The sequence below is a fragment of the Mycobacterium spongiae genome, assembly GCF_018278905.1.
In the GTDB taxonomy this organism is placed as follows: Bacteria; Actinomycetota; Actinomycetes; order Mycobacteriales; family Mycobacteriaceae; genus Mycobacterium; species Mycobacterium spongiae.
On the sequence record NZ_CP046600.1, the window covers coordinates 1,724,042 to 1,738,327 of the forward strand.

Annotated in this window: 6 protein-coding genes; 2 read left to right on the forward strand and 4 right to left on the reverse strand. The window is 65.7% G+C overall.

Annotated features, from left to right (window positions below; all coding sequences use genetic code 11):
• Positions 1–17: 17 nt before the first annotated feature.
• Positions 18–1,274, reverse strand: coding sequence for a saccharopine dehydrogenase family protein (locus F6B93_RS07090; RefSeq protein ID WP_211698452.1), 1,257 nt, complete (start codon positions 1,272–1,274; stop codon positions 18–20).
• An 82-nt stretch (positions 1,275–1,356) separates the two neighbouring features.
• Positions 1,357–2,286, reverse strand: coding sequence for a formyltetrahydrofolate deformylase (gene purU, locus F6B93_RS07095; protein WP_211698453.1), 930 nt, complete (start codon positions 2,284–2,286; stop codon positions 1,357–1,359).
• A 187-nt stretch (positions 2,287–2,473) separates the two neighbouring features.
• Here purU and F6B93_RS07100 point away from each other — a divergent pair, with 187 nt between their 5' ends.
• Positions 2,474–3,169 carry an LppX_LprAFG lipoprotein gene (locus tag F6B93_RS07100; RefSeq protein ID WP_211698454.1) on the forward strand — a complete coding sequence of 232 codons (696 nt, stop codon included), beginning with the start codon at positions 2,474–2,476 and terminating at the stop codon, positions 3,167–3,169.
• 7 nt (positions 3,170–3,176) lie between these two features.
• Here F6B93_RS07100 and F6B93_RS07105 read toward each other — a convergent pair whose 3' ends face one another.
• Positions 3,177–5,876, reverse strand: a complete 2,700-nt coding sequence (locus F6B93_RS07105; protein WP_211698455.1) for an MMPL family transporter — start codon at positions 5,874–5,876, stop codon at positions 3,177–3,179.
• Positions 5,877–5,919: 43 nt separating this feature from the next.
• A complete protein-coding gene (locus F6B93_RS07110) occupies positions 5,920–7,656 on the reverse strand; it encodes an AMP-binding protein (RefSeq protein ID WP_211698456.1) in 1,737 nt (578 codons plus the stop codon).
• A 292-nt stretch (positions 7,657–7,948) separates the two neighbouring features.
• Between F6B93_RS07110 and pks2 the strand changes: the two genes are divergently transcribed.
• Positions 7,949–14,269 (forward strand): sulfolipid-1 biosynthesis phthioceranic/hydroxyphthioceranic acid synthase, encoded by a 6,321-nt coding sequence (pks2, locus tag F6B93_RS07115; protein ID WP_211698457.1) that lies wholly within the window; start codon positions 7,949–7,951, stop codon positions 14,267–14,269.
• Positions 14,270–14,286 lie beyond the last annotated feature (17 nt).

The window sequence follows — 14,286 nt, forward strand, 5'->3', positions numbered from 1 at the left end:
CAGGCGACGCACCGGGGTCAATTCAGTTGGACCGTTCCCAAGGACACCCCCGCGGCCGGCAGACGCGCCAGCAATGCATCGCCCATTGCCGCGGCGGGGGTGAGCACGCCGCGCAGCTCAGAGAGCCGATCACGGTCGAGCGCCAATGCCAGACAGCTTTCGCCGAGCATCACCGCGGTCCCGTTGTATCCATCGGCTTGCTGCGCGAACGTCGCCTTGTAGCGGGCACCAGCTGTGGTGGTGGTGTACGTCTCGACTCTGTAGTGGCCTCGCTTTCGGGCCTTCGCGCTGGGCCCCGTGCCTGGCTTGGGGGCGATGCGTTCCATGAGGTGTTGCGGTACTCGCCGAGCGAATCTGTCGCCCAAACCAAAGCCGCCCGCCAGCGAGGCGCTGAGCGCTGCGGAGGCGACTGGCGCCGCGAACGATTTACCCAGACTCATCGACTCGGAGTAGCGGAACGAACGGCCATAAGCCCAGTCCTGTAATGCATTGCTACGTCGGACAATTCGAGCATTGAAGGGGCTGAACATAAACCCGCCGACCCAGAAACCGGCAAGCTCGGGTGCGACGTTGCGTCCGCGACGACAGGGGAAGTCTGACTGCGGGCCGAGGTCAGGTTCGGCGCTTCGATCGGTCGTCAATGTGTACGGATCGTGGAGGAGTCGACGAAGCTCGGGGTCGGTGGATGCCGCGCGCATCACTCCCAACAGCGACGCTATTGTGCCGCCGGAGGCTCTGCCCTGAAAAAACGAACGCATCACAAAGGTGGTGTCGCGAAGCTCACCCGCGTCGTCCTCGGTTGCCCGGCGGTACAGCTGATAGACATTCAGATCCGAAGGGATCGAATCGAATCCGCACGAGTGCACGATCCGGGCGCCGGTGTCGACGGCCTGTTTGTGGTAGAGGTCGATACAGCTTCGCGCGAACGTCACCTCACCCGTCAAGTCGGCATAGTCAGTACCCGACTTGGCGCAGGCCGCCACCACGGGTAGCCCGTACCGAGCGTAAGGACCGACCGTCGTCGCCACCACGCGGGTGCGGGCCGCCATCGCGTCCACGGTTGAAGGTTGCGACACATCGGCAATCACCAGGGGCCAGTTCTGTGCGGCAGGGCCGAGTGTGCGCCGCATGGTCAGCAACCGTTCGCTCGAGCGGCCGGCCAGCGCGATGCGCGCGTCGTGCCCTGCCCGTGCGAGGTACTCGGCCGTCAACGTGCCCGAGAACCCGGTGGCGCCGTACAAAATCACATCGAACTCGCGCTCGGTGGGGCTCATAGCCCCGACGCTACCCTAGGCGATCTGCCTGTTTCGGCCTCGTGACGTGGGGAAAGGCGCTTCGTCCAGCGCGCACCGACCGCTACCGGAATACGATGGTCTGGTTGTGATGCACGATGACGCGGTCTTGGCAGTGCCAGAGGACGGCACGGGAAAGCACTGCGCGCTCGACATCGGCGCCAACGCGCACCAGATCGTCGACGCTGTGATTGTGGTCAACACGCACGACGTCTTGTTCGATGATCGGCCCCTCGTCGAGAACTTCGGTGACGTAGTGGGCGGTCGCGCCGATCAGTTTGACGCCGCGTTCCCGCGCGCGCTTGTAGGGAGCCGCACCGGTGAAGGCGGGAAGAAACGAGTGATGAATGTTAATCAGCGGGCACCCGATTGCTTCGAGGAACGCCGGGCTCAGTATCTGCATGTAGCGGGCGAGTATCACCAGGTCGACATTGCCGCTGAGCAACTGAAGCTGACGCTGTTCGGCCTCCGCGCGAGTATCGCGGGTAACAGGAATGTGGATGAATGGTACCCCGAAGGGACGGACATGTTCAGCGATCTGCGGGTGGTTGCCGACCACCATGACAATGGATATGTCAAGTTCGCCGCGGCGGTTGCGCCACAACAAATCTAACAAGCAATGGTCCTCGGCGGAGGTCATGATCGCGACCCTTTTGGGCCGGGCGGCCTCGCTGAATCTGTAGTCGATCTCGAATTTATCGGCCACGGCGCTGCCGAATTCACGTCCCAGCTCGTCGATGGCAGCGGTGAGGCCGGGCAGGTGAAAGATCGCGCGCTGCAGGAATGTTCCGGCCTCCGGTGCCGTGGAGTGTTGGTCTAGCGAAATGATGTTGGCGCCCGCCTGAGCCAGGAAGGCACTCACTGCAGCGATAATCCCGGGGCGGTCGTTGCAGCGAAGAAGTAGCCGACCGATATCGTCAGGCGGTGGGTCGACGGACCGGCGCGGAAAGTTGTCAGGCTCGGCCGGCTGTGGCGTCGTGGATTGCGCGATCATGGCCCCAAATTTTTCCCGGGATCGAGTTTTCGCAGGCCAGAATACCGCCGCCAGGAGTCGGCACCGACGTTCGCCGTCCAGGTTGTCCAACCAGCATCGAAGCGATGGCAACCCCGCCGACGTCAGGAGCTAGGCTTGGCTGTTCGTGCAACGGGAGCGACGTCGACACTCTTGGAGGTGGCAAGTCATGAGTGATCGGCGACCCGCGGTGATCTCTGCGGTGACGGTGTTGCTGGGTATCTGCCTAGCGCTGTGGCTATCCGGATGTTCATCGTCAGCAACGGATTCCGAGGAACCCAGCGTTGCAACGACGCCGTCGGACCCGGCCCTCGTCGCCGAGATCCAGCAGGCAGCGGATGCGACAAAGGCTTTGACCAGCGCTCACCTGTCGATCAGTTCAACCGGGCGCGTCGAAAGCCTGCTGGGCATCAGTAGCGCCGACGTCGATGTCCGGGCCAATCCACTCGCTGCGAAAGGGGTGTGTACCTACAACGACGAGGCGGGCGTCCCCTTCCGGGTGGCAGACGACCAAATCTCGGTGAAACTGTTCGACGACTGGACTACTCTCGGCTCCCTATCGGAGCTGGCATCCGCTCGTCTGGTCGACCCCACCAATGGCGTGGCGAAAATGCTGTCGGGCGTCACCAATCTGCGGGCCGACGGCACGGAGGTGATCGACGGCGTTCCCACTAACCAGATCACCGGGATGCTCTCAACGGACACGGTCAAGATGCTGGATCCGGGCGCCAGGCAGCCGAGGCCGGCGACAGTGTGGATTGCGAATGACGGTTCGCACCGCCTCGTCCGCGCTCAAGTGGACCTCGGTTCCGGCACCGTTGCGGTCACGCTGTCCAAATGGAACGAACCGGTCAACATCGAATAGCACACCGCTAGCTTGCTGGTCGCTCGGTCGGGTCGGTTGACGTCGCGGCCGGAAGGCACACGTGTGCCACCGCGGCCACTGCGGCCAGCCCGATCAGCAGAACGCTACCGACCTGACTGAGTGCGCCCAACGACGTGCCCGACAGCAGCAACAGTCCACCGCCGAACACCGCGCCGAGTGCCGTGAGCGATGCAACTGCGCCCCGAACTGGCATGGTGGCGGCCTCCGGGCTGGCGACAAGCCTAGCGATAAGGTGCGGGACGCCGAATGCCGCGAGGACGGCGAACGACACCAGCGCCGCCGAGGCCTGCAACTCACGACCGAGCAGGTGTTGGAAGAGCAGGACCGAAATCCCCAGTGCGGCCAGGAAAGATGCCAGGGTCCCCAGCCCGATCGCCAGACCGCCGGCGACGCCGCGCCACATTGTGACCAGGGCGACTACCGCGAGCGTCGCCAGCCCCAAGAGCACGACATCGTGGGTGAGGGCGTCGCGCAGCGACGCGGCGACCTGGGAAGCCCCGCTCACCGTGATCCGGCTGTCGAGAAGGCTTCCGTACTTTGTCGTGCTCGCCACGGCGCTGTCCAGCTGTCGCACTCGTGCCGCGGCGTTCAGGCCTAGCGTATCGACGTCGGAATAGATGAACAGTCGGGTGGCCGTTCCGTCGGCGGAAAACATCGTGTGGCGCACGTGCCGGTATGACGCATCGGCAAGCGCCTTCCGTGGCAGGTAGAAGCCGCCCTCGCCGGTATCGGCGAAGTCGGTGCTGAGATTTCTCAGGAACGCCGATAGCTGCACGACCTGCGGGAGCGTGTCTTCCACTGTTGTTTCGAGGGTGGGTACCAAGGAGCTCAACTGCGCCAGCGCCGAACGCATTTGCGCCACCGTATGCGGAGTGGAAGCGATCGCGCCCACTGCGGTCGTCGATCCCGCGGCGATCTGGTCAGCGCCATCGGACAGTACGGCCACGTCGGCGATCACGCTATCGAAGGGATCAACGACCTTCCGAATGGCTGAGCACAGCGCGTCGGCGGCGCAATTCTGGATGCTGCCCATCCAGCCGCGCACCGGATCCAGGTATTCCGACACCTCGGCGGTCGTGTCCTTGATGTTGCGCGTTCCAGAGATCACTACATCGATAGACCGCTGCATTTCGGTGAGCCCGGCGACCCCGGCGGTCACGCTCTTGTCCAGCTCGTTGACCGCGCCGGTCACCTGGTCGACTACCGACGCGAGTGTCTTGATCGAATTCACTTGCGGCACAAACGTCGCGGCCTGGCGGTCCAGCTGATCGCTGAGCCGTCCCGCGGTGGCCGTGAGCGAGGCATCGGTCCAGGGGACACCGCCGGGCCATGCCGCCGACTGCACCTTGCGGACACCGGGAATCTCCATCAAACGGCGGCTGACGTGGTCGATCGCGATGAGCCCCGCCGGATCCCGAAGGTCGGCGTCGGCTTCGAGCAGCACTACATCGGGCAGCTGATTCGCCGGGAAGAACCGTGCGGCGGGTGTTGCTGCCGAATCTTCGTCGATTCCCCAGCGCATGCCGATGACGGGTGCTGCGCAGACCGCCAGCACCACCGCGATGACGCCAATCCGACGAGAGAAGCCGGGGATCGGGGGCGGGCGTGTCCCGGTGGGGCTCGCGATTCGCGACGATGCCTGCTGCGGCACGGCGGGTGGTCCTGCCGATCCGACCAATCCGATCAGGCTAGGCAGCAACGTCAGCGAAGCCCCCAGCGCCACGACCACACCGAGTGCGGCGACCCCGACGCTGTGCAGGGACGGTGTTCGGGCAAGCAGCAGCGGGCCAGTGAGCATCGCGATGCCCAACCCAGGCAGCGCCAATGCCGGCAGGGCGTCGCGGTATCGGCCCCGATGCATCGCCGAGCCGCTCTCGTCGAGCCCACGGCGCACCAGCAGGGTGGAGGTGGTGATGGTACCGATCGTCAGGACCGCGGCCACGGTCACGGAGAAGGCCGACAGTTCGGCGAGGTGTAGTCGCAGGACCACAGCAAGTGGCCACGCCAGCGCGAGTGACAACGCGGCCGTAAGCAGCGCTACCGCAGCCGTCCCCACGGCAGCCCTGGACGTCCGTGGTCGCAGCAGGAGCAGAATGGCGACGACGGCCGCGACGGCTACGATCGCGGCGCCCTGCCACACCGACATGCGCAGGGGCATGTCTGTGGTGGTCGCCGGGACCGCAATGCGTGCGCGAAGCCCCGCACCATGCGGCAACGTGTGCACCACCGACCTGGCGGACGCGAGCGATTCGCGGGCGCGGTCGGTCCCCGCCTCGCCCCGCAGCCAGACCACCGCGATTCCGCGGCGACCGTCGGCACTTGTTCCCAGCGGGGCGGTGAGGGGATCTGACCACCAGTCGAGTACCGATCCCACGTGCTCGGAGTCGGCGCGTAGGGCGCGGACGGCAGCGTCATAGAAGCGCTCATCCGCCGGCCCCAGCGGGTCGCGACCCTCCAGCACCAGGTACGCGATGGCGTTGGTGCCGGTGCCCGGGAATGCCTGGGCAATCCGGCTGTTGGCCGCGGCTGTCGTCGCGTCTTGGGGCAGCAGCGCCGAGCCGGCATCCTGGGCTTTCGGCTCAGTCAGCGCCAGAATCAGATTCGCGGTCACCGTGACGGCGATCCAGGCGGCCACGATAAGGATCTTGGCGAGCCGGGACGACCTGGGGTTCCGGTCGGATGACACGCTCGCGATCGTACTGACTCCTCGAGCGTGCGCGCTGGCGAAGCTAGACGTCTATGCGGGCGAACTGATCCTGCCGGTACTGCTCAGCACACACCCCTCGTCTGACCTTGCCGCTCGTGGTGATCGGGATCGCGCCGGGGGGCACCAGAACCAGATCTGCCACGTTCAGCCCGTGCGAGGTGGATATCGCCGAGGTGACTTCACGTTTGATGGCGCCCAGCCTGCGGAGCGCGTCCTCGTCGGTCTCGCCGCGCTTCTTGAGTTCGATAATGGCGACGAGGGTCTCGATGCCGTCTTTTGGAACCGATATGGCCGCGCAGCGGCCCTTGGTTATTTCCTGGATCGTCGCCTCGATGTCGTCGGGAGAGTGGTTACGCCCATACACGATCAGCAGGTCCTTGATCCGGCCGATGATAAACAGGTCGCCGTCACTGATGAAGCCCAAATCCCCGGTCTTGAGCCAGGGCTGTTCGGGCGTGTCAGCCGAGGCGCCGATCAACTTGCCGCCGAATGTACGTTGGGTCTCGTCCGGGTTTTGCCAATAGCCTTCGGTGACGTTGTCTCCGTGAACCCAGATTTCACCGACGGTTCCGCCGGGACACTCGGTACTGGTGTCGGGATCGACGATCCGCACGACCGGTGATTTCGGCATCCCGTACCTGACCAGAGGTGTGCCCGCGCCCGTTGCGCACCGCTGGGCGTGGCCGGCCGATAATTTCTCGGACTCGAAGTCGACGAGAGCTGGTGGTTCGCCGGCAGGGCTGCTCGCCACATACACGGTTGCTTCCGCGAGTCCATACGAGGGCCTGATCGCATTTTCCGGGAGATTGAATTGGGCGAATCGCTTGGCGAAGCGCTGCAGCGTGGCGGGATGTACCCGTTCGCTACCGCTGAGGATGACCTTATGGCCGTCGAGATCGAGCCCGGCCATGTCTTCGTCCGATGTTTTTCGCGCGGCCAGCTCAAAGGCGAAGTTCGGTGCTGCCGACAGTGTGGTCTTTTTGCGTGCCACTAACTGCATCCATCGAGCTGGGCGCTGCAAAAAGGCGACCGGACTCGTCAGCACGGCGGGAACACCCGACAGAATCGGTGCACAAACTCCCAGCACCAAGCCCATATCGTGATAGAAGGGCAGCCAGGATACGAGTTGGCCGCCCTCGGGGTGAACCCCTCCGGTTTCCGCAAAGTAGCCGGCCATGAGCTGCTCATAATTGCTCACCACGTTCTGGTGCGAAATTATGACGCCGGCCGGCGTGCGGGTCGATCCGGACGTGTATTGCAGATACGCGGTGCCTTGGTGGGTTTCGTTCCCGGCATCTCGTTTCGGGGCGTCGAGGTCGAGCCGGTCAACCTCGATGATCGATGGAGCGGGGTCACCCAGCGGCGACACAACGTGAGCCATGACATCGCCAACGACCGACGATGTCGTGAGAATCAGCGTGGGGGACGCGTCACGCATCACTGCATTGACACGCTCATCAATGACACCGCCCATTGGCACCGACAGCGGAACCGCGATGATTCCGGCCTGCAAGGCACCGAGAAACGCGGCGATGTAGTCAAGCCCCTGCGGCGCCAGAATCACCGCGCGGTCGCCAGCGGACGCGTGAAGTTTGAGCTCGTGGGCAACGTTGAGGGCGCGCCGGTACAGCTGCAACCACGTGAGGCTCTCGGGGGTGCCGTCCCAGTCCTGGTCGTAGTTGACATACGTAAACGCAGTGTCGTTAGGCTGCAACCGAGCGCACATGCGGAGCACGGAGGGAACAGAACGCGCATTCATGGCCATCACGGTACCGGCCGCGTTCTTCAGACGCGCTCGGTCCGCCTCCGACCTGCACTCACGTCACTTTTGCCGGTTCACCCACCGGCTGGCGGTAGCGGCCAAATCAGCTCTTATGTCGTCGGTGTTCAATCAGTACGTCTAGGCTTGGGCGTCGGTGACCCGCTGTTCGGTCGACGCCCCGGCTACCTCGGTAGTCTGTGGGCGGGCCATGGGGGGTTCGGTTTTGCGTACCAAAATCCGGTGGTGAGATCGCGGAGCACCGGTTGACTTGAGACGAGGTTGGACAGCGATGGAAACAGGCGTCACTCCCATTGCGGTCATCGGAATGGGATGCCGGCTCCCTGGGGGCATCGACTCGCCCGACTCGCTGTGGGACGCAGTGCTGGGCGCAGAGGACCTGGTCACCGAGATACCGGCAGACCGCTGGGACCTTGACGAATTCTATGACCCGGAGCCCGGGGTGCCCGGACGGTCGGTGTCGCGCTGGGGCGGGTTCCTCGACGACGTCGCGGGCTTCGACACCGAGTTCTTCGGGATCGGCAAGCGCGAAGCGACCGTAATCGATCCGCAGCACCGATTGCTGCTGGAAACTTCGTGGGAGGCGATCGAGCACGCCGGGCTGGATCCAGCGCGGTTGTCGGGGTCGTCGACAGCTGTGTTCACCGGACTGGCGCACGAGGACTACCTGGTCCTCAGCAAGGGTTCGGGCCGGTTGGCCGATCCCTACGTGGTTACCGGCCTTGTCAACAGCGTGGCGTCCGGGCGGATCGCCCACATACTCGGTCTGCGGGGTCCCGCAGTGACGTGTGACACCGCGTGTTCGTCGGGTCTGATGGCGGTGCACTTGGCCTGCCGTAGCCTCCACGTGGGTGAAAGCGACCTTGCTCTAGCGGGTGGCTGTGCGTTGCTTCTCGAGCCGGACGGGAGCGTGGCGCTGTCCGGACAGGGCATGCTGTCGCCAACCGGTCGCTGCCATTCGTTCGATGTCGCGGCGGACGGGTTCGTGCGGTCCGAGGGCGCTGCGATGGTGCTACTCAAGCGACTGCCCGATGCGCTGGCCGACGGTAACCGGATCCTGGCGGTGTTGCGCGGGACGGCAACCAACCAGGACGGTCGCACCGAGACGCTCATGATGCCGTCGGAAGATGCCCAGGTCGATGTGTACCGTGCGGCGTTGGCCGCGGCCGGCGTGGAGCCCGAAACGGTCGGTGCGGTGGAAGCTCACGGCACCGGTACGCCGATCGGTGACCCGATCGAGTATCGGAGCCTCGCGCGGGTTTATGGCGTCGCCGGCAACCGTTGCGCGCTCGGATCGGCCAAGAGCAACATGGGACACAACGAGTCAGCGGCCGGGGCGGTGGCGCTGATCAAGGCCATACTTTCCCTGCGGCACGGGGTCGTGCCGCCGCTGCTGCACTTCACCCGGCTGCCCGACGAACTCGCCGAGATCGAGACGGGACTTTTTGTGCCACAGGAGGTTACGCCGTGGCCTGAGAATGCCGACCAACCAGCGAAGCGGATCGCGGTGTCCTCGTTTGGGTTGTCGGGAACGAACGTCCACGCCATCGTGGAAGAACCTCCGGCGCAAGCACCGCCGCACGCTAACGAGCAAGCGTCCGAGACTCCGGCAGGCCCGTTGTTGTTCGCATTGTCATCCACGTCTTCCGACGGACTTCGGCAGACTGCGCGCCGGCTCGGCTCGTGGGTGCAGCAGCACCTGGACACGCTGGTGCCATCGGACCTGGCGTACACGCTGGCGCGGCGACGTGCGCACCGGCCGGTGCGCACCGCGCTGGTGGCCGCCGACCTGGCGGAGCTGACTAGCGGGTTGCGGGAACTAGCCGAGGGTGACGCCTTGTACGAGCCCGCCGTGGGACGCGGCGATCGAGCACCGGTGTGGGTGTTTTCCGGCCAGGGTTCGCAGTGGGCCGGGATGGGCGCTGACTTGATCGCGGCCGAACCGGTGTTCGCCGCCACCATTGCTGAGCTGGAGCCGCTGATCGCCGAAGAGTCGGGGTTTTCGGTGACCGAGGCGCTGACGTCAGCGCAGACCGCAACCGAGATTGATCGGGTGCAACCGACCCTGTTTGCGATGCAGGTCGCGCTGGCGGCCACCATGGAGCGCACGTACGGGGTGCGTCCGGGCGCGGTCGTCGGACACTCGCTGGGCGAAGCGGCCGCCGCCGTTGTCGCGGGCGCGCTGTCGCTGGAAGACGGCGCGCGCGTCATCTGCCGCCGCTCCCGGCTCATGTCCCGAGTCTCGGGTAGCGGCGCGATGGCATCGGTGGAGCTGCCCGCCCTACGGGTCAACTCCGAACTGATGACCCGCGGCATCGACGACGTCGTCGTCTCGGTCGTGGCCTCGCCGGAGTCCACGGTCATCGGCGGCACCACGTCGACGGTCCGCGATCTCGTCGCGTCGTGGGAGGAGCGTGACGTGATGGCACGGGAGGTGGCCGTCGACGTGGCGTCCCACTCACCCCAAGTCGACCCAATACTCGACGAGTTGGCGGCGGCGCTGGCGGAGATCACCCCCATGCCGCCCACGTTGCCGTACTACTCGGCGACCCTCTTCGACCCACGTGAGCAGCCGGTGTGTGATGCCGGTTACTGGGTGGACAACCTGCGGCACACGGTGCAATTCGCCGGGGCGGTTCAGGCCGCGTTGGAGGACGGATACCGCGTCTTCGCCGAGCTGGCCCCACACCCGCTGCTGACCTACTCGGTCGAGCAGACCGCCCGGAGTTTGGACATGTCCGTGGCGGCTTTGGCCGGGATGCGGCGGGAACAGGCGCTGCCGCACGGGCTGCGCGGCTTGCTGGGCGATCTGCACAGCGCGGGCGCCGCGATCGACTTTTCGGCGATCTGTCCCGAGGGGCGGATGGTGGATGCGCCGCTGCCGGCGTGGTCGCATCTGCGGTTATTCATCGACGGTGACGGTCGAGAACAGGGTGCCCACTCAGCGCGCACGATTGACGTGCATCCTCTACTGGGATCGCACGTGCGCCTGAACGAAGAGCCGCGGCGCGACGTGTGGCAGGCCGATATCGGCACTGCGGCACTGCCCTGGCTGGACGACCACCAGATCCATAACGTGGCCGCGCTTCCGGGTGCTGCCTATTGTGAGATGGCGTTGGGCGCGGCCGCGTCGGTCTTCGGTGACGCGTGCGAGGTCCGCGACGTCGTCTTTCAGCAGATGCTGCTGCTCAACGAGCAGACTCCGGTCAGCGCTGTCGCTTCGGTGCGGGCGCCGGGTGTCGTGGACTTCGTGGTGGAGACCGACCAGGACGGTGAAACGGCAAAGCACGCCACGGCGGTGCTGCATGCCAGCCAGGATGATTCGCCGCCTCCGTCCTACGATGTGGCCGAATTGCTGGCGGCGCATCCGGCGCTTGTCAATGGGTCCGAACTACGCGAGTCGTTGATCGAGCGTGGCATCAAGCTGGGTCCGGCCTTCGGTGGCCTGGCTAGCGTGCGCACGGCCGAGTCGGGCGGAAGCACCGTGCTGGCCGAGGTCGGGCTGCCCGGTTCGATCCGCTTTCAGGGCGCTGCCTACGGTGTACACCCCGCGCTGTTGGACGCCTGTTTTCAGTCGGTAGCCGCGCACCCAGGCGTGGAGACCGCCGGGGGTGGCGGATTGCTGCTGCCGTTGGGTGTGGGTCTCGTGCGTGCCTACGGCTCGACTCGCAGCGCCCGCTACTGCTACACGCGGATGACCAGCGCCCCCAAGGCCGGGGCGACGGGGGGCGTCGCCGACCTCGATGTCCTCGATGAGCAGGGGACGGTCCTGCTGACCGTGCGCGGGTTGCGGCTGGGAACCGGGCTCTCCGAGGAGGCGAACCGGAATCGGGTGCTCAGCGAACGGCTGCTGACCATCGAATGGCAGCAACGAGCGCTGCCGGATGTCGACCGCGGTGACGCGGGGTCGTGGCTGTTGATCGACACGTCCGACTCGGCGGATCTGCTGGTCAGCACGCTGAGTGATGCGTTGAAATCCCACGGCGACCAAGGCACCGAATGTACGACCCTGCGCTGGTCCGACGGGGTTGACCCCGCGACCAACATCGAACTGCTCGGCAACCACCTGCGCGCCCGCCCGGTGGGGGGCGTGGTAGTCATCTGCCAGCCACCCGCCGGTAGCCAGGGCGAGCACAGTTCGGTGCGCGGTCGGGAGCAGGTGCGTCAGCTCGTTCGGATCGCCCGCGAGTTGGCTGAATTGGAAGGCGAGGTTCCTCGCCTGTACCTCGTGACCAGGCAGGCCGAGGTTGTTCGGCCCGACGACGAGGTGAATCTGGAGCAAGCTGGGCTGCGTGGCCTGCTGCGGGTGATCGGCAGCGAACATCCGTTCTTGCGGGCTACCCAAATCGACGTGGACGAGCAGTCGGATGTGGAGCAGGTGGCCAGGCAACTGCTGGCCGGAACGGAGGAAGACGAGACGGCTTGGCGCGACGGCGAATGGCATCGGGCGCGGTTGTGTCCCACGCCGCTCGGCCCCGAAGAACGGCGAACCACCACCGTCAGCCAAGAAACTGAGGGGATGCGTCTGCAGATTCGCACACCCGGTGACTTGCAAACGATGGAATTCGTTGCGTTCGAAAGGGTTCCGCCGGGGCCGGGACAGATCGAGGTCGCCGTCAGCGCATCGAGTATCAACTTCGCCGACGTCCTCGTGACATTTGGCCGATACCCCAGCTTCGAGGGGCGGCTGCCTGCGTTGGGCACCGATTTCACCGGCGTGGTGACCGCGGTCGGGCCCGGCGTGACCGATCACCGGGTCGGTGATCGTGTCGGCGGAATGTCCCCCGACGGATGCTGGGCCACGTTTGTCACCTGTGACGCCCGCCTGGCCGCAGCTCTGCCGCCAGGCCTCACCGACGGCCAGGCCGCCGCGGTGACGACAGCGCACGCCACCGCCTGGTACGGCCTTAACGATCTGGCCCGCATCAAGGCTGGCGACCGGGTGCTGATCCACTCCGCGACCGGGGGAGTGGGGCAGGCGGCGATCGCGATCGCCCGCGCCGCGGGAGCCGAGATCTTTGCCACCGCGGGCAGCGAAGCGCGTCGAGAACTATTGCACAACATGGGTATTGAGCATGTCTATGACTCGCGGAGCGTGGAGTTCGCCGAGCAGATACGCCGTGACACCGACGGGTACGGCGTCGACATCGTGCTCAACTCCGTGACCGGAGCCGCGCAACTCGCCGGGCTGAAACTGCTGGCGCTGGGTGGACGGTTCGTTGAGATCGGCAAGCGTGACATCTACGGCGACACCAAGCTGGGGCTCTTCCCGTTCCGTCGCAACCTGACGTTCTACGCCGTCGATCTGGGGTTGATGTCGGTCAGCCATCCCGATCAGGCCAAAGAACTCTTGAACACGGTGTACCGGCTCACCGCCGAGGGCACGCTGCCGATCCCGGAAAGCACGCATTACCCGCTTGCCGAGGCTGCGACCGCTATCCGGGTGATGAGCGCCGCCGAACACACGGGCAAACTCGTTCTTGACATCCCGCGGACCGGGCGTAGCAGCGTGGTGATGCCTCCGGCGCAAGTTCCTGTGTTTCGCGCCGACGGCGCCTACATCGTTACTGGCGGCTTGGGAGGTCTCGGACTGTTCCTGGCCTCAAAGATGGCCGCTGCGGGCTGTGGCCGGATCGTGCTGACCGCACGCTCGCAGCCCAACCCCAAAGCCCGCCAAGCCATCGATCGGCTACGCGCGACCGGGGCGGACATCGTGGTGGAATGCGGCAACATCGCCGAAGCCGACACCGCTGATCGCCTCGTGAGCGCAGCAACCGCCACCGGGCTGCCGGTGCGCGGAGTGCTGCACGCGGCGGCGGTGGTGGAGGATGCCACGCTGAGCAATATCACCGACGAGCTCATCGACCGCGATTGGGCGCCTAAGGTTTTCGGGGCCTGGCACCTGCACCGAGCCACCGACGGACAGCCAGTGGACTGGTTCTGCCTGTTCTCCTCGGGAGCAGCACTCTTGGGCTCGCCCGGTCAGGGTGCCTACGCGGCGCCCAACAGCTGGTTGGACGCTTTCGCCCACTGGCGGCGCGCTGCGGGCCTGCCGGCTACCGCGATCGCCTGGGGTGCCTGGGCAGAGGTCGGGCGCGCCACGTTCTTGGCTGAGGGCGGCGAGGTCATGATCAGCCCCGATGAGGGTGCCTACGCCTTCGAGACGCTGCTGCGCCATGACCGCACTTACACCGGCTATGTGCCGATCATCGGAGCCCCGTGGCTGAGCGCCCTCGTCCAACGCGGTCCGTTCGCCGAAATGTTCAAGTCCACGGGACTAGGCGCGGCAGGCCCGAGCAAATTCCGTAGCGAGCTGATCGCGCTGCCGCCCGAAGAGTGGCCCGGCCGGCTGCGGCGCCTGCTCGTGGAGCAAGCCAGTCTGATCCTTCGCCGCACCGTCGACGCCGACCGTCCATTCGTCGAGTACGGCCTCGACTCGCTGGGCATGCTGGAGCTGCGCACCCGTGTTGAAACCGAAATCGGGATACGGCTCACCCCGAATATGGTTGCCACCCACAACACAGTGCGCGCCTTGGCTCAGTACCTGGCCGACACGCTGCTGGCCGAAGAGGCGCAACCAGCCGAATGCTGACTAGCGGATGCTGCGGT